At 64.7% G+C, this 18,128-nt stretch carries 19 protein-coding genes and 1 pseudogene; 5 read left to right on the top strand and 15 right to left on the bottom strand.

Annotated features, from left to right (window positions below; all coding sequences use genetic code 11):
* Positions 1–3: 3 nt before the first annotated feature.
* The 7 genes from QTI33_RS09895 to QTI33_RS09865 all read right to left on the bottom strand — a co-directional run bounded on the left by QTI33_RS09895 (position 4) and on the right by QTI33_RS09865 (position 6,345).
* Complete coding sequence (locus QTI33_RS09895) at positions 4–516, bottom strand: collagen-like triple helix repeat-containing protein (protein WP_286505632.1); 513 nt, start codon at positions 514–516, stop codon at positions 4–6.
* Positions 516–1,727 carry a phosphotransferase family protein gene (locus QTI33_RS09890; RefSeq protein ID WP_286505630.1) on the bottom strand — a complete coding sequence of 404 codons (1,212 nt, stop codon included), beginning with the start codon at positions 1,725–1,727 and terminating at the stop codon, positions 516–518. The genes QTI33_RS09895 and QTI33_RS09890 overlap by 1 nt, the downstream gene beginning before the upstream one ends.
* On the bottom strand, positions 1,724–2,707 hold the full coding sequence (locus tag QTI33_RS09885) for a DUF7064 domain-containing protein (protein ID WP_286505628.1): 984 nt from the start codon (positions 2,705–2,707) through the stop codon (positions 1,724–1,726). Before QTI33_RS09885 ends, QTI33_RS09890 begins: the two co-directional genes overlap by 4 nt.
* A gap of 58 nt (positions 2,708–2,765) precedes the next feature.
* Positions 2,766–3,755: a Bug family tripartite tricarboxylate transporter substrate binding protein gene (locus QTI33_RS09880; RefSeq protein WP_286505627.1), complete on the bottom strand. Its 990-nt coding sequence runs from the start codon at positions 3,753–3,755 to the stop codon at positions 2,766–2,768.
* A 40-nt stretch (positions 3,756–3,795) separates the two neighbouring features.
* Positions 3,796–5,169, bottom strand: a complete 1,374-nt coding sequence (locus QTI33_RS09875) for a class I adenylate-forming enzyme family protein (protein WP_286505764.1) — start codon at positions 5,167–5,169, stop codon at positions 3,796–3,798.
* A gap of 32 nt (positions 5,170–5,201) precedes the next feature.
* Entirely contained in the window at positions 5,202–5,450 is a 249-nt protein-coding gene (locus tag QTI33_RS09870; RefSeq protein ID WP_286505626.1) for a hypothetical protein, read from the bottom strand.
* Positions 5,451–5,520: 70 nt separating this feature from the next.
* The gene (locus tag QTI33_RS09865; RefSeq protein ID WP_286505625.1) at positions 5,521–6,345 is read right to left on the bottom strand and encodes a FadR/GntR family transcriptional regulator; all 825 of its coding nucleotides are present in this window, start codon (positions 6,343–6,345) and stop codon (positions 5,521–5,523) included.
* A gap of 109 nt (positions 6,346–6,454) precedes the next feature.
* Here QTI33_RS09865 and QTI33_RS09860 point away from each other — a divergent pair, with 109 nt between their 5' ends.
* On the top strand, positions 6,455–6,844 hold the full coding sequence (locus QTI33_RS09860; protein WP_286505623.1) for a PaaI family thioesterase: 390 nt from the start codon (positions 6,455–6,457) through the stop codon (positions 6,842–6,844).
* The gene (locus tag QTI33_RS09855) at positions 6,844–7,674 is read left to right on the top strand and encodes a PaaX family transcriptional regulator (RefSeq protein ID WP_286505621.1); all 831 of its coding nucleotides are present in this window, start codon (positions 6,844–6,846) and stop codon (positions 7,672–7,674) included. The genes QTI33_RS09860 and QTI33_RS09855 overlap by 1 nt, the downstream gene beginning before the upstream one ends.
* Position 7,675: 1 nt before the next feature.
* Here the strand turns inward: QTI33_RS09855 and QTI33_RS09850 are convergent, their stop codons facing one another.
* Both QTI33_RS09850 and QTI33_RS09845 read right to left on the bottom strand, forming a co-directional pair.
* Positions 7,676–9,271: a class I adenylate-forming enzyme family protein gene (locus QTI33_RS09850; RefSeq protein ID WP_286505620.1), complete on the bottom strand. Its 1,596-nt coding sequence runs from the start codon at positions 9,269–9,271 to the stop codon at positions 7,676–7,678.
* 5 nt (positions 9,272–9,276) lie between these two features.
* A complete protein-coding gene (locus QTI33_RS09845; protein ID WP_286505617.1) occupies positions 9,277–10,506 on the bottom strand; it encodes a CaiB/BaiF CoA transferase family protein in 1,230 nt (409 codons plus the stop codon).
* 88 nt (positions 10,507–10,594) lie between these two features.
* Between QTI33_RS09845 and QTI33_RS09840 the strand changes: the two genes are divergently transcribed.
* The 3 genes and pseudogenes from QTI33_RS09840 to QTI33_RS09830 all read left to right on the top strand — a co-directional run.
* Positions 10,595–11,437 carry an enoyl-CoA hydratase/isomerase family protein gene (locus tag QTI33_RS09840; protein ID WP_286505616.1) on the top strand — a complete coding sequence of 281 codons (843 nt, stop codon included), beginning with the start codon at positions 10,595–10,597 and terminating at the stop codon, positions 11,435–11,437.
* A gap of 19 nt (positions 11,438–11,456) precedes the next feature.
* Positions 11,457–12,287, top strand: a complete 831-nt coding sequence (locus QTI33_RS09835; protein WP_286505614.1) for an enoyl-CoA hydratase-related protein — start codon at positions 11,457–11,459, stop codon at positions 12,285–12,287.
* A 312-nt stretch (positions 12,288–12,599) separates the two neighbouring features.
* Positions 12,600–12,815: pseudogene (locus tag QTI33_RS09830) on the top strand (IS30 family transposase); the annotation flags it as partial.
* Between the two features lie 209 nt (positions 12,816–13,024).
* Here QTI33_RS09830 and QTI33_RS35340 read toward each other — a convergent pair.
* The 6 genes from QTI33_RS35340 to QTI33_RS09805 form a co-directional block, all read right to left on the bottom strand.
* On the bottom strand, positions 13,025–13,270 hold the full coding sequence (locus QTI33_RS35340) for a hypothetical protein (RefSeq protein ID WP_506555363.1): 246 nt from the start codon (positions 13,268–13,270) through the stop codon (positions 13,025–13,027).
* A gap of 264 nt (positions 13,271–13,534) precedes the next feature.
* The gene (gene fdhA, locus QTI33_RS09825) at positions 13,535–14,740 is read right to left on the bottom strand and encodes a formaldehyde dehydrogenase, glutathione-independent (RefSeq protein WP_286505763.1); all 1,206 of its coding nucleotides are present in this window, start codon (positions 14,738–14,740) and stop codon (positions 13,535–13,537) included.
* A 244-nt stretch (positions 14,741–14,984) separates the two neighbouring features.
* Positions 14,985–16,037 carry an aromatic ring-hydroxylating dioxygenase subunit alpha gene (locus QTI33_RS09820; protein WP_286505613.1) on the bottom strand — a complete coding sequence of 351 codons (1,053 nt, stop codon included), beginning with the start codon at positions 16,035–16,037 and terminating at the stop codon, positions 14,985–14,987.
* Between the two features lie 56 nt (positions 16,038–16,093).
* Positions 16,094–17,266, bottom strand: a complete 1,173-nt coding sequence (locus QTI33_RS09815) for an MFS transporter (RefSeq protein WP_286505611.1) — start codon at positions 17,264–17,266, stop codon at positions 16,094–16,096.
* Positions 17,263–17,709 carry a nuclear transport factor 2 family protein gene (locus tag QTI33_RS09810; protein WP_286505610.1) on the bottom strand — a complete coding sequence of 149 codons (447 nt, stop codon included), beginning with the start codon at positions 17,707–17,709 and terminating at the stop codon, positions 17,263–17,265. The genes QTI33_RS09815 and QTI33_RS09810 overlap by 4 nt, the downstream gene beginning before the upstream one ends.
* Positions 17,706–18,113 (bottom strand): cupin domain-containing protein, encoded by a 408-nt coding sequence (locus tag QTI33_RS09805; protein ID WP_286505609.1) that lies wholly within the window; start codon positions 18,111–18,113, stop codon positions 17,706–17,708. Before QTI33_RS09805 ends, QTI33_RS09810 begins: the two co-directional genes overlap by 4 nt.
* Positions 18,114–18,128: the final 15 nt, after the last annotated feature.

Below are 18,128 nucleotides of genomic sequence, written 5' to 3'. Positions count from 1 at the left end.
GAACTACTCCAAAAAATAAGACAGAGGCCGCACATCGTGCGGATCGGGGTCAAGCCGCAACGGCAAGTACCAGGAGCGTTCGAAGGCGATGCGCTCGAGACTTGCGCGAAGCGCACTTCGTTCGACTTTCTGGCGTATTGGCTCGTCCAGGGAGGCCGCATCACGCACGGCTTGCGCCGTTGCGGCGCCGAGCTTGGCGGTCGCTTGCTGAACCCGCGATGATGAGACGTCGGGGTCGCTGAGGACGGCGTTGCCCGCGTCGATCGCCTCGCCAAGCGGCGATGTCACCGGTGCCTGCATGGCGGACTGCACGGTACTTGCCGCCAGAACGCCGTGACGCAGTTCGAGTCGAGCGCGCTGGTGGAGATGCGGCAGGCGTTCGACGACGAAGCGAAGATAGTCGATCGTCAGCTTGAGCTGATCGGTGGCTTGGGCGTGATCGGGGCCTACCTCCGGGACGACGACGTCAGCGAGTGCGCGAATCGCTGCGCTCAGACCCACATCGGTGTTGTCCATCAGAGTACCTCCGTCAGAAGTTCCGCAAGTTCATGAGCGCCCACTGGCGCGATGGCCTTCAGCCGTGCCAGAAGGATGTCCTGGTGCGACTTGCCCAGCTTTGCAACCCGATACATGGTGGCCATGGTGGTGGTGACGACCTGGAAGCAGTTGAGCACCCGGTACCAGCGCAGGCGCTCCAAGTCGACTGACAGGCCTGACGCGTCCTCGTAGCGACGGTAGAACTCCTCCATGGGGATGAGGCCGCACACCAGGTAGGTCTTGCCGTCCTCCGCCAGGTGGCCTTTTTCGCGCTGCGTCATCCAGGCCAGGTCGCGGTGCCGGTCGCCCAAGTGGCCGCGTTCCCAATCGAGCCAGGCGGTGATCTGCCCCTCGGACTCGTCGAACAGGAAGTTGCCGCTGCGATAGTCGCCGTGGACGACGCTCAAGCGGTCGAGCAGTGGAAGATTGCGTTCGAGCCAATTGGCCGCGACGTCCATCAACGGGAAGTCCTCCCCGCGATCCTCCTCCCAGACGCGGCGGGCCCGATGGAGCTGCCAGCGCGCGCAGTCCGCCGTGCCGACGGGCGGCAGGTCCATGCTGGTGAACTTCATCGCGCCGACATCGGCCGTGTGGATGGTCGCGAGATGCTGCAGGAACTGCGGAGCGAGTCGCTGACGCAGGCCGGGCCCGAAGTTGGTTCCCAAGCCCACCACCTGCCCGGCACTCGCGTCGCGCGGTTTGGCAACCCCCTCCACGAACGTGTAGATGATGGCCGGCTCTGGGAACCAGCGTGGCTCGTGATCGAGCCAGAACACCTCCGGCACCGGCAGGACACCCCGAAATGCCGCCAGCAATTCGGTTTCGCGGACGCGGCTGGTGGTGTTCGAGGCCTCGGACGGATCCATGCGCACGACCAGCCGATCGCGGCTGGGCCCGCGGCCCGGTGCGTTCCAGGCCAGATCGAAGGCCACCTGCACCTTGGAGGCCCCACCTGTCAGCCAGCGCGGGTCATGGACCTCGAATTGGCCCTCAACGCATTGGGACAGCATGGCATTCAGCCAGCCGACCATTTCGTCGAGCGAGGCCTGTCGGTAGGGTGGGCCTGCGCGCCGACGCATCTTTCGAGTGAGCAGCTCGTCGGTTTCGCGCTCCGTCGGAAAGCGGCGACGCAGGTCCTCGATGAATGCCTCGGTGGGCTGGTCGCGCAGATCGAGCGTGTTCGTGTTCATGCGTCGGAGCGCGCAAGGCGTTGCGCGAGATAGTTGAGGCCGAAGAGCTTGCCGTGGCCGCCATGGCCGACGCGACCGGCGTACTGGTAGCGCATCAGCGAGACGAAGGCGGCGATGGACGGATTGATGGAGCCCATCGGTCGGGTGCCGATGGCAGCGCCTAGGAACTCATGACTGCGCCCGCGTGCATCCACGGCCAGGATTCGGTCGCTGATGGCGAGCATGTCCACCGTGGTGGCCTCCACCGTTGCTGCCACCACTGGCGTGACCACGCCATGTTCCACGATGAAGCCCGAGTTGAGCTTCTCGTAGCGCGCGTGGCCATCCGGCGACACGTCAAGCGTCATGGTCAACCACATCGACATATCCTCACCGCAATTGACCGATATGTAGGCCGTTGCGCGGTCGGGCGTTTCGTTGCGCGGGCCCCAGCTGCGGTCCATGCCTTCGTAGCAGTGCACCTCGTAGCGCTGGCCGCGCAGGGTGAGCGCGCCGCGGATCCGACCCTTGAGGTCGAAGTGCCCGTGCGACCAGGCGTCGCCAACACGGGGATCGGACACCTGGGACGCTTTGGCGGCCGCCGGGTTCTCCCGAGGGTCCGTCGGATCAAAGGGATGGTGCATTCCGCGCAAGCTCAGTTCGAAACTGCAAGCCTTCAGTTTGTGCTCGTAGGCAAAGCGCCAGTCCGTCAGGCTCTCGGCCTCCACTGACAGGCCATTGGCGAGCGTGAAGCGCGCATAGGACTCAGGACATGGCAAGTGGATCTGCGGATCACAGAAGTCCACCTCATGGGGGCGGCGTCGAACGCCGCGTGCGATGACGACCGACGACATCGCCACGCCCATATTGGGCCGGGCCAGCACGTACAGCGTGCCGTGCAGTGCGGCCTCGGGCACATTGAAGGCGAGATACGTGGTTTCGGTCCAAAGACGGTCGCTCGGGTCGAAGCGGTGGAATTCGGTATCAGACGACTTGATCATCGATGTTTCTCCAAAAGGCGGGAGGCCCTGCCCCAAACGCAGGGAGCCTGCTCGATCCCTACTTGCTCTTGTTCAGCGAGAGGCGGCTGAGACTGCGGGCTGTGTCCGCGTCGCGCCTCAATGCCTGCGCAAACTCGTCGGGTTTCAGCAGCTCCGGTACCATGTACTGCCGGGTCATGAACGCCGTCATGCGTTTGGAGCCGGCCGCCTTGGCAATTTCCGCGTACATGCCTTGCACCTTGTCGGGGGGCGTTCCTGCCGGTGCGAAGAACCCATACCAGACGCCCGCTTCGAAGTCCTTCTGTCCCAAGGCCTCGGCCAAGGTAGGCACGTCCTTGAAGTCCGGCAACCGTTGCCGTGAACCCACCGCCAGTGCCGTCAGCGTCCCGCTTCGGATGTGCTGGGCCGCGGCCGTGACGGACACGAGGCTCACTAGCACATTGCCGGAGATCACGTCCGTCAGGGCCTGGCCGGTGGCCTTGTATCGAATCTCCTCCAGTTGAAGCCCGGCCGCCTGATTGAGAAGTTCGCCAAAGATCTGGCCCGGCGAACCCGCACCGGCCGATGCGTAGCTCGCCGCCTTCGGGTCCTTGCGAACGAAGGCCTTCAACTGCTCGAGATCGCGTATCGACGATTTGCTCGATGTCACGAGCACCAGGGGTACCGAGCCGACCCGCGCCACGGGCGTGAACGAAGTCAATGCGTCGTAGGGCGGCTTCTCGAACGTGAAAGGCGAAGTGACGAAAGGCGGGTTGGCCGTGAACAGCAGAGTCTGGCCGTTTGGCTGCGCGCGCATGGCGAACTGTGTGCCGATCACGCCCGCCGCGCCTTCGCGGTTCTCGACGATGACAGCCTTGTTCATCTGCCCCTGAAGGATCTCGGAGAATTCCCGACCGAGCAGATCCAGGCCGTTGCCCGGGGAATAGGGAACCACGATGCTGATCTTGTCGCCGGTCGGAAACTGGGCAGCGACCGGCGCCGCGGCGAAGAGGGTCGCGGCACATGCGATTGCGGCGCCGATGGTTCGAAGGTTGGTGGTCGTGATCATGCGTGTCTCCGTATTTTTCGAGGATGCCGTCGCCCGCAGGTCAGTTCGCCTTGAGGCGTTCGGGCTTCTTGAAGGGCTGGGGCGTGAGGGCGCCGCTCTTCATCTGTTCCTTCAGCGCGAACTTCTGCACCTTTCCAGAGGCGGTGGTCGGAAAATCCTCCACGTAGAACCAGGCCGCAGGTGTCTTGTAGGCTGCGAGGCGCGATCTGCAATGGTGGTGCAATTCGAGCGTCGTGGGCGGCGTCATGCCCGTGCGCAGGCGCAGCGCGGCAGCGACGATCTCGCCCCATTGGGGATCGGACAGGCCCACGACGCTGACCTCGTGGACCGCGGGATGCATCAGCAGGGCATCCTCGATCTCGCGCGGATAAATGTTCTCGCCGCCGCGGATGATGCAATCCTTCAGCCGGCCGGTGACGCGCAGGTAGCCGGCGCTGTCCATGGACGCGAGGTCGCCGGTGCGCAACCAGCCGTCCGCCGTGATGGCCGGTTCCATGTCTGACGCCAAGTTGTAGTAGCTGTGCATCACCTGGTAGCCGCGGGCCCAGATCTCGCCGGTCTCGCCCAGTGGCCGCGGCATGCCGGAATCCGGGTCGGCGACCTTCACTTCCATCCAGGGTGCCGGCTGGCCGATGGTGGAGGTTTGGCGCTCCAGGCTGTCGCCGGGATAGGTCTGGCTGACCACGCCGCAGAGTTCGGTCTGGCCGAAGGTGATGGTGAAGCGACAGCCGAGCTCGCGCCGGGCCCGTTCGACCAGACTGGCGGGTACCTGCGAGCCGCCGCTCATCAGCGTGCGCAGCGAGGACCCGTCACGCGCCGGCAGAGCCGGATGTTCCAGGATTCTCAGCACCATGGCGGGCACGGCGTGCAGGTGATTCACCCGTTCGCTCTCGATGATCGACAGCATGCCGCCCGGTTCGAAGGCCGTCTGCAGAACGAATGTTCCGCGCGAGGTCATCGCCCCGAGCTGGCTGCCGGCGCAGCCGCCGACGTGGAACAGCGGCATCGCGGTGGCCCAGACTCCGCCGTCGGGAAACTCGGCGCGCTGCGCCGCGAAGCGGGAAGCGTTGACAAGGCCGCGGTGGTGCAGCCGCGCGCCTTTGGGCTTGCCCGTCGTCCCGGAGGTGAACTGGATCTGCGCGGTGTCCGAGGGCTGCACGTCAGGCAGCAAGATGGTGGAGTCACTGGTGGCCAGGAAGGCGTCCCATGCAGAGAACGCCGTCGATTCGCGCAGCTGCGGCAATTCACCACGCAGTTGGCGCACGACCTCGCCCATATCGGTCCCACGGTAGCCGTCGCTGTGGAAGATGCCGGCGGCGCCGGAGGCGGCCAATACGTGCCGCAGTTCCTCCTTCAGGTAGGCGGGGTTCACTGTGACCAGCACCAGGCCCGCCAGGCTTGCGCCATGTTGCAGGAGGATCCACTCGGCGCAATTGGGGGCCCAGACTAGACTGCGATCCGTTCGCCGACAGTGAATCGGCGCAGCAGCGCGCGGGCGACCAGCTCGGCCGATGCCAGAAGGTCGGCGTAGGACCAGCGGCGCGGCACGACGCCTTCGCTCGCCTCGACGAGGCCGCAACGGTCGGGAACCTCGTGCGCGAGGCGGCGCAACAGATCGCCAAAGCTCATGTCCAGCAAGGGATCGCCGGGCACAGCGGCCCAGTGGGAGGTGGTCAGGCGAATGTCGAGCGTCATTATTGGGTCACCCATTTATTTGGGTGACCCAATGTACTCAGCGGCGATCCGCTTGTCAAGCGGATTGCCGCTACGAGGTGCTCGAGCGCCGTCGGGCGGGCGCCGGCGTCTTGCGTGCCGGCCTGTCCTCGCCAGCGCGCTTGCCGGCTTCTTCGAGGTAGATTTCTTGAAGGCCCAGCAGGTGTTCGAGCATGCGTTTGGCGGCCGCATCGGCGTCGCGCGCTCTCAACTCCGCCAGCAGTTTGTGGCGGAAGGGCATCACGGTCGGCGTGGACGTGCGCAGGAAATCCTCCACGAACTTCTGCGTGATCGCCATGACCGAATCGGTGACGATTTCCAGCAGCGGGTTGTGCGTCATCGCCGCCAGCAAGCGGTAGAACTCGAGGTTGATCCGTGTGCGCTGGGGCTCGTCGCCCGCTCTCACGGCCTCCTCCGCCGCCTCCACGTTGCGTTCGAGCGCATCGAATTCCTCGTCGGTGCCGCGCTCGCAGGCCAGCCGGACCACCTCCACGCCGATGAGGATGCGCGTCTCCGTCAGATGCGAGGGCTGGATCGTGCCCAGCGAGTAGAGGTCGACGAGCCCCGCCCGGACGGCATCGCCGCCGCCTTTGCGTATGAACGCGCCCCCGGCAGCGCCCTTCTTCATCTCGAGCAATCCGCTGTCGACCAGCGAGCGCAGGGCCTGGCGCACCGAGTTGCGGCTGACACCGAACTGCTCCGCCAATTCGCGTTCCGACGGCAGGCGGTCGCCCGCCCCCAGACGCTGCGAGGAGACTGCGGCGCGGATCTGCGACTGGATGCCGTCGGCCGGGCGCGCCCCCTCCACGCGATCGAAAGAAACGGCGCGCCCCCCACGAGGTGTTGCCGTGCGGGTCGGTGTGGTCGCTGCTTGCATGGGCTCATCGTATGCCAACTCTGGACCACCGCACCGCTAGCGCTACACAAGCCGATCCCAACGCCTTCGATGTGTATCATCTGATGCCGCACACCGGAGCGCATGCCGCATGACCACGACCTCGGAAATTCCCTTCGCCCGACTGACCGGCGTGACGCTCGACCCGGCACGAGATGGCCGCAGCCGCGGGTCGGTGGCGCTGCGGCCGGAGCACCTCAATTCGCACGGCGCCGCCCATGGCGGCTTGACGTTCACCCTGGCCGACACCTGCATGGGCGCTGCCTTGCGTTCGCTGCTGGAGCCGACGCAGACCTGCGTCACCGTCGAGACGAAGATGAGCTACTTTCGGGCGGGCGTGGGCAAGACGATGGTTTCCGAGAGCGAGATCGTGCACAAGGGCCGCACCATCGCCAGCCTGCAATGCAGGGTTTTCGTCGACGACGCATTGATCGCGGCGGCGACGGGCACCTTCGCGATCCGGGGCAAGGCGGCGCCCTGATGCCCTCCCCGACACCCGCTCCCGCCCCCGCCGCCAGCGCCCGATCCCTGCTGCTCACGCTGCTGGGTGAATTCGTCCATCCCTCGACCGAACCGATCTGGACTTCCGCGCTGCTGCAGGCGTTCGCCGCCGTTGGCGTCGCCGAGAAGGCGGTACGCCAGACGCTCGCGCGAGCGGCCGCCGCCGGCTGGATCGAAGGCGGCCGGGACGGCCGCAAGGCGTGGTGGCAACTCGCGCCGGCTTCGACCTCGTTGATCACCGAGGGATCCCGCCGGGTCCGATCACTGCGCCAGGCCGCACAGGACTGGCCCGGCACCTGGGTGCTGCTGCACATCACCCTGCCGGAAACCCGCCGTTCCGACCGGCTGCGGCTGTACCGGGCGCTCAGCTGGCTTGGATTCGGCAGCCCGACGCCGGGTTTGTGGATCTGCCCCCACGAGGATCGCGCCAAGGCGGCCGAAGCAAAGGTGGCGGAACTCGAGCTGGCCGCCCACACGATCGCCTTCCAGGCGCGAGGCATGGCCTTCGGCATCGGGCATGCCGAGCTTGTCGCCCAGGCCTGGGACCTGGATGCGCTGGCGGCGCATTACCGCGAGCTGGAAGACCGATTCTCGGCCTTGCGGCCGCGCAGTGAGGAGAACGTGTTCGTGGCCCACGTGCAGCTGGTGAACGAACTGCAACGGCTGCCCGGCGTGGACCCCGGCCTGCCGGCCAAGCTGCTGCCGCGCGGCTGGGACGGCGAGCGCGTCACCCGCCGGCTGGAAGAACTGCGCATGCGCTGGCGCGACCAGGCGCATGCGCACTGGCGCAAGCTATGCGAAAGCGCCTGAGCTAGCTCGTCCGCTCGCGCGCCGTCCACAGCGCAAGCAGTTCGCGCTTGGCGATCTTGCCCGACGCGTTGGTGGGCAGCGGCTCCGCGCGCAGCCACCAGCTCGAAGGCACCTGGAACCTGCCCAGCGATGCGCTGGCGTGCGCCTCCAGCTCCTGTTCGGTCACCGCTGCGCCAGCCCGAAGCACCACCACGGCGGCGACTTCCTCGCCGAGGTCGGCATGCGGAAGCGGCAGGACGGCAACCTCGACCACGGCGGGGTGCCGTTGCAGACATTGCTCGACGTGCGCGCACGCCACGTTCTCCCCTGCCCGGATCACGATGTCCTTGGAGCGGCCGCTCAGGATCAGGTACCCGTCCTCGATGCGGCCGAGGTCGCCGGTCGCCACCCAGCCGTCCACGTCGGTGGTGGGCGACGGGTCGCCCCAGCAACCCAGCGTCGCGGTCGGCGTGCGCGCCAGGATCTCGCCTACGCCGTTCGCGTCGGGATGGCGGATTCGCAGCTCCACGACCGGCAGTGGCTTGCCCACGCAGCCGGAGCGGCCCTGCAGATCGTCCGCCGATCCGGCCGCGAGCACACCACCTGCTTCGGTGGATCCGAAGAGGCTGCCCACGCTCTTCTTGACCCCCGGAAAGGCACGCTGCACCTTCTGCCGCAGCTCGGGCGAAATGGCCGCGCCGCCCATCGGAATCGAGCGCAGGCTGGAGGTGTCGTACTGGTCCAGCTCCGGATACTCGAGCACGCGCGACACCATGGTCGGAATGCTGCCCCAGACGCGCACGCGCTCGCTTTCAATGAGGCGCAGGACGGCTCCGGGGTCGAATCGACCCTGCAGGAGCACCAGGGTGCCGCCCGACAGCAGCGTCGAAAAACTGGTCTGGATGCCCGCCAAATGGAACAACGGCACCGTCAGCAGGCTCACCGTGCCTTGGCTGTCAGGCGGCAGTTCGTGCGGCATACGGCCGGTCAACGCCAGCAGATTCTGGATGTTCGCCACCACGCCCCGATGCGACATCAGCACGCCCTTGGCACGGCCCGAGGTACCTGAGCTGAACATGATGATTGCCACCTCATCCTCATCGACCAAGGGCAGCGTCCGGGGCTCCGGCACATCGGTTGCGTCCACCACTGCTCGCAGCTCTTGCAGGTCGATGGCATCGGCACGACCCTGCAACCCGCGCTTCGCCAACTGGTCCGCGACCACGGCCGCCGGTGAGACATCCGCCAAGCCCTCGGCGATCTCGGCGGGGCTCCACCAGGCGTTGGCGAGTACCGTCACTGCGCCCAGTGACTGCAGTGCCCAGAAGGCAGCCAGCCATTCGAGGCTGTTGTAGGCAAGGAGGATGACCCGGTCGCCGCGACGCACGCCGCGTGCCTCGAGGTGCGAAGCCACCCGGCCGACGGCATGGGCGAAATCGTCGAAGCTGAGACGACGCCCTCCCTCCACGGCAAAGGTGCGTCCGCACCAGCGGCTGGCGTCCTGCAGCAACGCCGCCACCGAGCGCGGCCGATCCTGGTAGACCCGGCAAGGGTAACCGTTCACCACCGTCGTGGTGATCTCGCGGCCCCAAGTGCGGGACATAAGCGTCGCGTGCATGCTGATTACTCCTGCGATGCGGCTGCCTGAAGCTGCCGGATTTGCTCGTCTGAGAAGCCGAGCTCGCCCAGCACTTCGGCCGTATGCTGGCCCGTCGCGGGCGGCGGCCGCACGCCACCGCGCGCGGTGAAGTCGAAGCGCACTGGCGCATCCACCGACTTGCTGCCTTCCACCTCGACCCAGGCCCCGATGGCCTGCGCCTGCGCATCCTCCATCAGGTCGGCCGGCGTCTGCACCGGCGCCCACCAGACCTCGTGGGCATCGAGTTGCCGCGCCCAGTGGACCAGCGGTTGCGCGCCGAAGGCCTCATCGAAGAGGCGGATCAAGTCGAGGCTGTGGGTGGCAATCGTGCGAGCGTCTCGAAAGCGATCGTCCTCGACGAGATCGGCGCGGCCGATCGCGCGCAAGACGGACGGCAGGTGCCGCTTGGCCTCCACACCGACCAGGAAGAACCAGCGACCATCGGCACAACGATAGGAGTTGTACATCGGCGTGCGAGAGGTCTCGCGCGGCCGCGGCGGCCTGGGATGACCACCCAACGCCTGCTGGCCCAATTCGCCACCGAGCGCCCACATGCCGGTGCGCATGAGCGAGGCTTCGACGAACCGCCCTCTGCCGGTCTGCTGGCGCTCCATCAGCGCTGCCAGGATGCCACTCGCGGCAGCCATTGCCGTGAAGGCATCGCCAATGCCCTGCAGCAGGGCAGGAGGTGCGGTGCCGGCGGTGGTGATCTCGTGGGCGATCCCAGTACGGCCGAAGAAGGCCGCGATGTCGTAGCCGGGCCGATCCTGGTCCGGGCCACCCCACCCGTACGCGCTCACCGTGCAATACACCAGGTGCGGATGACGCTCGCGCACCTCGGCAGCACCGAGGTCAAGGCGTTGCAGCGCCTCCGGCCGCAGATTGCTCACCAGCACGTCGGCCCGCGCGAGCAGCCGATCGAATGCCTCTCGGCCTTCGGGCGTCTTGATGTCGATCTCGACCGAGCGCTTGCCCCGATTGGCCAGCGTGAATGCGCCGTTGGGGGTGCCGGCACGAGCACCCATCTTGGAGAAGATCGTCCGCATGGGCTCTCCGCCAGGCGGCTCCACCTTGACGACGTCCGCGCCCCAGTCGGCAAGCAGGCCGCTCGTGAGCGGGCCGGCCATCCAGTGGGCGAATTCCACGACGCGCACGCCGCGAAGGGGTTGGACGCCGGCATCAGACGGCGAAGCATCGATTGGAATGGAGTTCATGGCTTCATGCTACAAATCATAGACGCCCGTGTCAAACGTTGTATCATATCGGGGTACCAATTCAGGAGCAGATGCGATGAGCGATGCAGTGATCGTCGAGAAGAACGGACCGGTGGCGCGGCTGGTCCTTAACCGACCCGAGAAGCACAACGCGCTGCGATTCGACGATCTCGACATACTCGTCGCCGCCCTGCACGAAGCCGAAGACGACGACGCCATCAAGGTCATCGTGCTGAAGGGCAATGGGCCCTCCTTCTGTGCCGGCCATGACTACAACGATGCACTGATGTCCTACGGCCTCGAGCCGGCCGCCGATGGCAGCAAGCTGCGCCGGCCTAGCCAGCGCACCCGATTGCTGCGGGATCGCAAGCTCGGCATGAACTACATGGCGTTCCAGAATTCGATGAAACCCGTAATCGCCCAAGTGCACGGACACTGCACCGGTGTCGGCATGTATTTCGTGGAGCTGGTCGACCTGGCGATCGCCGCCGACGACACCTACTTCAGTCACGCCGAGCAGCGGCTCGGCCTGGCCGGCAACACCTGGCACATGAACAGCCAGATCCTGATGTACGGAGCCAAGAAGGCGCGCGAACTGATGCTGCTGGGCGACAGCTTCGACGGCCCCGAGGCGCACCGGTTCGGACTGGTCAACCTCTCGGTTCCGCAAGCGCAATTGGAGGCAACGGTAGAGAACTGGGCGCAGCGGATTTCGAAGCATGCGCGTGACGCGCTGGTCACGGGCAAGGCGATGCACCAGATGGCGCTCGAAAGCCTGGGCGGCGCACAGCAGTTCACCCGTGGCTACGTCGGCCACACGCTGGGCACGAACCTGCGCTTCGAGCCGGACGAATTCAACTTCCTGCGCGAACGCGCGCAGGAAGGAACCACCGCGACCTTCAAGAAGCGCGATGAGCGTTTCGGCGATTGAACCCTGCGAGGAGCATCCCATGGAACTGCACGTCACCGAATCCAGCATTGCCGACGGCGTCGGCCTCGTTCGTCTGAAGCGGCCGGACCGCGGCAACTCCTGGACCCACCGCATGAACGCCGAGTACCGCTGGTTGATGAAATCGCTCGACGAGAACCCCGAGGTTCGCGTCATCGTCGTCACCGGCGCCGGGCGCCAGTTTTGCGTCGGTGCCGACTTCAAGGCGCTGGAGCACCACAAGGACTCGAAGAGCAACTATGTCGCGGAATCGAGGCAAGAGGCGTTGGCGCGGCCCGGCCATGGCGTGCATCCGGAGTTCGACCACGAGATGGTGTGGCACTGGGGCCTGGCCAAGCCCGTCATTGCCGCGGTGAACGGCGCATGCGCCGGCATCGCGGTCGGCCTCGCGGCGTTCTGCGACTTTCGCTATGCGGCGGCGGGCGCCAAGTTCACGACCTCCACCCCAAAGCTGGGGCTGCCTGCGGAATACGGCCTCTCCTGGGTGCTTCCGCGCCTCATCGGGCTGAGCAATGCGGTGGACATCCTCTTCACGGGCAGGGTGTTGCTGGCCGAGGAGATGCGCAGCATGGGTTTTCTTCACGGCGTGCTGCCGTCAGAAGACTTTGAGGCGCAGGTGCTTACCCGCGCACGTCAAATGGCAGCAAGCGTTTCCCCTATCGCCGTCAAGACCGCCAAGCGTCAGGTCTACGCCGAGCAGATGCACCTTGAGCCTGGACGAGCTGTGGAGGACTCGAAGAAGCTCACTGGAACTCTCTTGAAGCTTCCCGACTTGAAGGAAGGCATCGCCGCCGCTCAGGAAAGGCGAAACCCTCGGTTCCCGCCGTTGTAGGGTCACCGCGCGGACACCCCCTCAGCGGTCGGTCGAACCATTGCTACGACGATTGACGAGTACCTTGAGACCGGATCATCGCCTCCTCCTCCTATCAGTCGTTGACTACTCGGCTCTATCCGGCCGCGATGTTTTGCAGAGTCCGCCGCGGTAGATTGGTTGGACACCCCGTTTAGGAAAACTTCTCCCGCCTCGCACCGGATAGGTAGATACCGGACTTCGCTGATACTTCACACGAGTGTCCTGTCCGACGTAATTAGCCCGCACAGGCGGGCCGGGTGCTTCAAGGTCGATCCGGCGCCAAGGCTACAAGGGCGCGAGGTCGCCGGGCCTCGCCAAGCTTCGTTCATCGGCCGCAACAAGCCTCATCGTGGTGACCGCAAATGGGTCAACGGCTGGTCGCCGGAGCAGATTGCCAACCGTCTGCAGGTCGATTTCCCGGATGATCAGTCCATGCGCATTTCCCACGAAGTTATTTACCAGGCCCTCTACATTCAGGGGCGAGGGGCGCTCAGGCGCGAACTGGTTGTCAAGCGACATGAGGAACTGCCCCTCATGTTGCCTCACGGCGCAATGTTACCGAGCGCGTGAGGCTGTATTGTTCGTTGCCGCAGCGATCATGTGTTCCGCCCAGGCTCAGGCGGTGGTCAACGGTCAACGCGAAGCGTTGTCCACGGCCGTTTGGCCCGACTGGTTTTTTATCTATCTGATACCAGGCGCGCCGCGCCTGGCCCCCTTTAGACCCCCGCAGCCTTTGCCGAGGGAGATGTACTTGTTTCCGTCTCCATGCGGCATTGATCGATCCACTGCCGGATCGCATCTGCACGCCATGTTGTGAGTGCACGTTGAACCGTTCTCAAGTGCGTGTCCGTGAACGTCCCTGCCGGCGCAAGTTCTCGCAGCCGCTCGAGGATCTCCACGGCCGTCATTCCGGGTTGCCGCTGCAGCCAGCGGCGCGTTTGGTCTTCATAGGCCTCCAACATGCGCGGCCTGCCGGCCACGACTGAAGAAAGCGGCAACGTGGCACCGGCGCAGAGCAAGGCGTGTCGACGATTAAAGGGGTTGCAGCACCGCGCAGGAAAATAACGCATGCGCGTCGACATTAGCGAAGCCGAGGCCCCGGTCATAAGGCGTCCGGCCGACCCAACTCAAAGCTGGAATGGCAGGGGCGAAGCCGAGCAAGACATCTCCGAGCGGCAGAAGCGGGTCATGGGGGTCCCATGCCCCCGTTGCCGCTGTCGAAAAAATCAAGCCGTCTTTTCCAGAAGGCCGTGCGGATCCATGACAAACTTCTTGGGCGCGCCCGCGTCGAAGGCCGCGTAGCCAAGCGGAGCCTCCTCCAGCGAAATCACCTGCACGCCGACCACCTCGGCAATGCGAATCTTGTCCCACAGGATAGCCTGCATGAGCGCACGGTTGTATTTCATTACCGGAGTTTGACCTGTGAAGAAACTGTGCGACTTGGCCCAGCCCAAGCCAAGGCGAATGCTTAGTGCTCCCTTCTTTGCCGCGGCGTCGAGGGCCCCCGGATCATCTGTCACGTACAGACCAGGAATGCCAATCTTGCCCGCCTCACGCGTCACCTCCATCAGAGAATTCAAGACCGTCGCGGGCGCTTCGTGCTGCGCACCTTCGTGTCCATGACCCCGCGCCTCGAAGCCGACAGCGTCAATTGCGCAATCAACTTCTGGCACGCCCAGGATCTGCGCGATCTGCTCGGCCAGGGTCGCGTCCTTCGATAGATCGACGGTCTTGAACCCCGAAGTGGCCGCATGGACCAAACGCGCCGGATTCACATCTCCGACGATGACCACCGCCGCGCCCAAGAGGTCGGCCGACGCCGCTGCAGCCAAGCCGACAGGCCCAGCCCCGGCTACGTAAACGGTGCTGCCCGGACCCACTCCCGCCATCACGGCGCCGTGGTATCCAGTCGGGAGGATGTCGGACAGGCATGTCAGATCGCGAATCTTCTCCATCGCCTGCGCCGAATCGGGGAACTTCAACAAGTTGAAGTCCGCATACGGCACCATCACATACTCGGCTTGGCCACCGACCCAGCCGCCCATATCCACATAGCCGTATGCGCCCCCAGCCCGGGCCGGGTTTACGGTCAAACACACACCCGTGTGCTGCTCCTTGCACGTGCGGCAGCGCCCGCATGCCACGTTGAAGGGCACCGAAACCAGATCGCCCCTTTTCAAAGTTTCGACATCACGGCCCACCTCGAGCACTTCGCCAGTGATCTCGTGGCCGAGGATCAAACCCGCCGGAGCAGTCGTACGTCCGCGCACCATATGTTGATCAGATCCGCAGATATTGGTGGAGACGACCTTGAGAATCACACCATGATCGATGCGCTTCCCACGAGGGTCTTCCAGTTTTGGAAACGGAATGCTTTGGACCTCAACCACCCCTTGTTTGACGTAGGCCACGCCACGGTTGCTGCTGCTCATCTTCTTTCCTTGCTTGTTGACGCCGTTCATCGGCGGAATGCGGCGGACGCCGCGACTTTCTCTGCAATGCAAGCTGTCGGTTCAGGCGCTCACTCAATTGACAGAATGGCGACCAGGTGGACTGCGCGCGCCTCGCGGCGCAAACAGCGATTGCTTCGACCCTCACGCCGAGACGGCCTTGAGCACAGCCGCGATCCTGAGCGAGGCGGATCCGCAGATCCTTGAAGGCCACGACACAATCACCTCACGCAGCAGCGTGTGGCTCTTCGGATTGCTCGCGCTTGATCATCTGATCTACGACCCACCGGAACTGGCCCAGGCCGGCATCGACCGAAAGCGGCTGCATCTTGAAGGTGGGGTCCAAGCGCAGGTTTCGATCCTGGAGCGTGATCATTTGACGATCCTCCTCGAACGCGGTGAGGATGCCGTTGTGGATCGATTGAGTGACCTCGGGTTGGTCGATCAAAAAATTGTGGCAGTGGGCGAAGAAGTAGTGCGTTGAGTTGTCAGTCTCCGGCGTTAGCGCCTGGCATCCGCGGAACGCGATGGCGTTCACGCGCTCGCCCTCGGCGGCATTGTTGCCGGCGGGCACCATGCCAGAGTCCATCAGCAACACGCCCGGCACCTGGAATTCGTAGAACATCCAGCGGTCCACCTTCTGGCCTGGAGGGTAGTTACCGTACTTGGCCGAGTAGGCTGGCGGGTCGGTGTCTTTGACCCACTTGGTGAGGTACACGCCGCGCTCACGCCGCTCGACCTTAGGCAACACGGATGCATAGTCGTGCGAACCCCCGACCGAAGTCGGGTGAAGGTAGGGAAGATGAGAGAAGTCAAGCAGGTTGTCGGCGATGAGCAGGTAGTTCGTGTCGTAGTGCAGATAGCCGTCGAGCGAGCGCCACTCCGGATGGTCAAGCCATGGCGTCTGCGGGATGAGCTTCTCGTCCGCCAATGCTGGATCGCCCATCCAGACCCACACCCACCGATGCGTCTCGACCACAGGAAAGGCTCTGACCTTCATCTGGGGAGGGATCCGATTCTGTGCAGGTGCTGCCACGCATTGCCCGGTCTTGTCGAATACGAGGCCGTGGTACATGCAACGCACGCAGTCGCCGCCCTCCTTGCGCCCCATAGACAAAGGAGCACCGCGGTGACAGCAGCGATCTTCAAAGGCAATGACCTTGCCCTGAGTATCGCGCCATAACACCAACGGAACGTTGATGACCGTACGGGCTAAGAGCCCCTCAGCTGGCACTTCCTTGTCCCAGGCGATGACATACCAGCAATTCTTGATAAACATGGTTTTCTCCTACCGGGCGCTTCGGCGCCCGCTGCTTTGATGATTGCGCTATCTCTTCAGGCGACCGCCTTTTGAAGTCGACGTCGCACGAGAAGACGCGAAAAAAAGATGATCGCCACCCCATCGATCGCGGCGGCCGCGATGCCCAATCCTCCGTAGCCAAAAGCCACGACGAGCGTTCCCCCGAGCACGGGTCCGATGGCCGAGCCGATCATGGTCATGGCAGGCGTCGCCGATGTGGCCCGACCGGTCGAATCGATCTCCGCTAACAAGCCGAAGGCAAAGGTATGGGTGAATACCAAGACGGCAACGAACACCGCTGCACCTACGGCATAAGGCTCGAACCTCGACGTCTGTGTGATCACCAAGGACAGGATGCACTGCAATACAGGCCCGACCACCAACACCAGCCGAGGATTCAGGCGACCTTGCAGCCACCCCGCCAGGGCTGCGGGAAACATGTTCACCACGCCGACCGCGACCAGCACCGAGGCCACATTCGCAGCGTCGAAGCCGCGCTCGATGCCCATGCGTTCGACGAAGCTGAACATCATTGCCTGAACCAGGGTGATGCAGCTAATACCCAGGATCGCCGCCCATGCGATGCGGGGCATCGGCGCATTGATCCGCGTTGCCGTCGCCTCTCTCGCCGGCGCGGCATTACACTGCGGGAAGGCAAAGCAGCACACGATCGCGGCCAGCGCCATGATGCCGCCCAACACGTAGAACAGGGCCTGCCCGCCGAAGGCGCCTACGATCCTCAACGTTCCCACCATGAAGATCGGCGCGAAAATGCCCAGGGCCATCCCTACGAGTGCGAACAGCCGATGCGGGTTCACAGTGCGCCCAATGGTTCCATGGGTGAGGCTCAAGCTAATGCCTGCCGCGAAGCCACCCGTGGCGTGCAGGCCTGCAAGGGCACCGAAGTCGCGGGTCGACGACGCGCAAACCAACGCGATGGCCGCGACCGCGTAGCCGATCGGTGCCACGCGACGTCCTGAGAGAAGGGGGAAAAGACGCGCAACGAGAAGACTGGCTGCGACCGCACCGCCGAGGAAAAGCGTCACCACGACGCCCGCTTGCTGCGGATTGAAGCCGTGATGCGCGATCAAGGTGCCCACCCAGATCGGCAGCGCCACCAAGTCGATCATGCCGGCGCAGTGCGCAACCATCAGGGCAATGCGCCCTCGAATGCTCTCTGTCTTGATCACGGCCGCTGCGCGCATCATGAGTTCGGGCTCATGAAGGCCCAGACGATCCGGCGCTCGGCCATCAGCAGGCGGCCATCGGCGTTTTGCTCGTACTTGTCCTCATAGTCACCCACCATGAAGGGGGCGGCCGAACCCGTCCCCGAACCTTCATGGCGATACATCGTCAAGGTTGAGGTGCTGCGCAAGTCGCCCGACGCATCGCGATAGACCCGGACATTGGTCACCACATGACGCGTAGTGCGCTGGGCCGAGGCCCGGGTTCTTCCCCAAGCCTTGATCGCTTCACGCCCGACGATGTCTTCGTTAGGCCGCATTCCGAAAAGCACCGCGTCCTCGGTGCACTGTTCCCATACGGTGTCGGCCTGCCCGTGATCGACGCGCCAGGCGCCGTCGATGATCAACGCCTCGACATGGGCACGTTCTTGCGGCGTGACGCCGCCCGGAAGCAGATCGGCACTCATTGCGCCTCCCCCGCGTCTGCGCTGGTCGGACCGTACTCGTCAGGCGGATTGCGCAGAAGTTGCGCGTAGTCTTCTCGGACCGGCGAGAAGATGTCGATGTTCAGCACGGTCTCCTCGCCCACCACGCGAGCCTTGTGCGGCACGCCGGCGGGTATGCGCAGGACGCTCCCCGGCGTCAGCAGGTAGGGGACGTCGCCGACGGTCAGCTCCATCGTTCCTTCGAAGATGAAGACTAGTTGATCGAAGGGATGGTCGTGCGGCGGAAAGTCCGGCAGGCCCGGCTTCAGCCAGTTGAAGACAGACATGGCGCCGTCACTGCGCACGGCGCAACGCTCGAACTTGCCGTCAAACAGGCTTTCGCGGGGCAAGTCCCTGAATTGGGCAAACAACTTCACGGGCGACATCGGGTTTTCCTTTGG

Source organism: Variovorax davisae (assembly GCF_030316845.1).
GTDB classification, from domain to species: domain Bacteria; phylum Pseudomonadota; class Gammaproteobacteria; order Burkholderiales; family Burkholderiaceae_C; genus Variovorax; species Variovorax davisae.
This window is presented reverse-complemented; position numbering and strand designations above follow the sequence as displayed.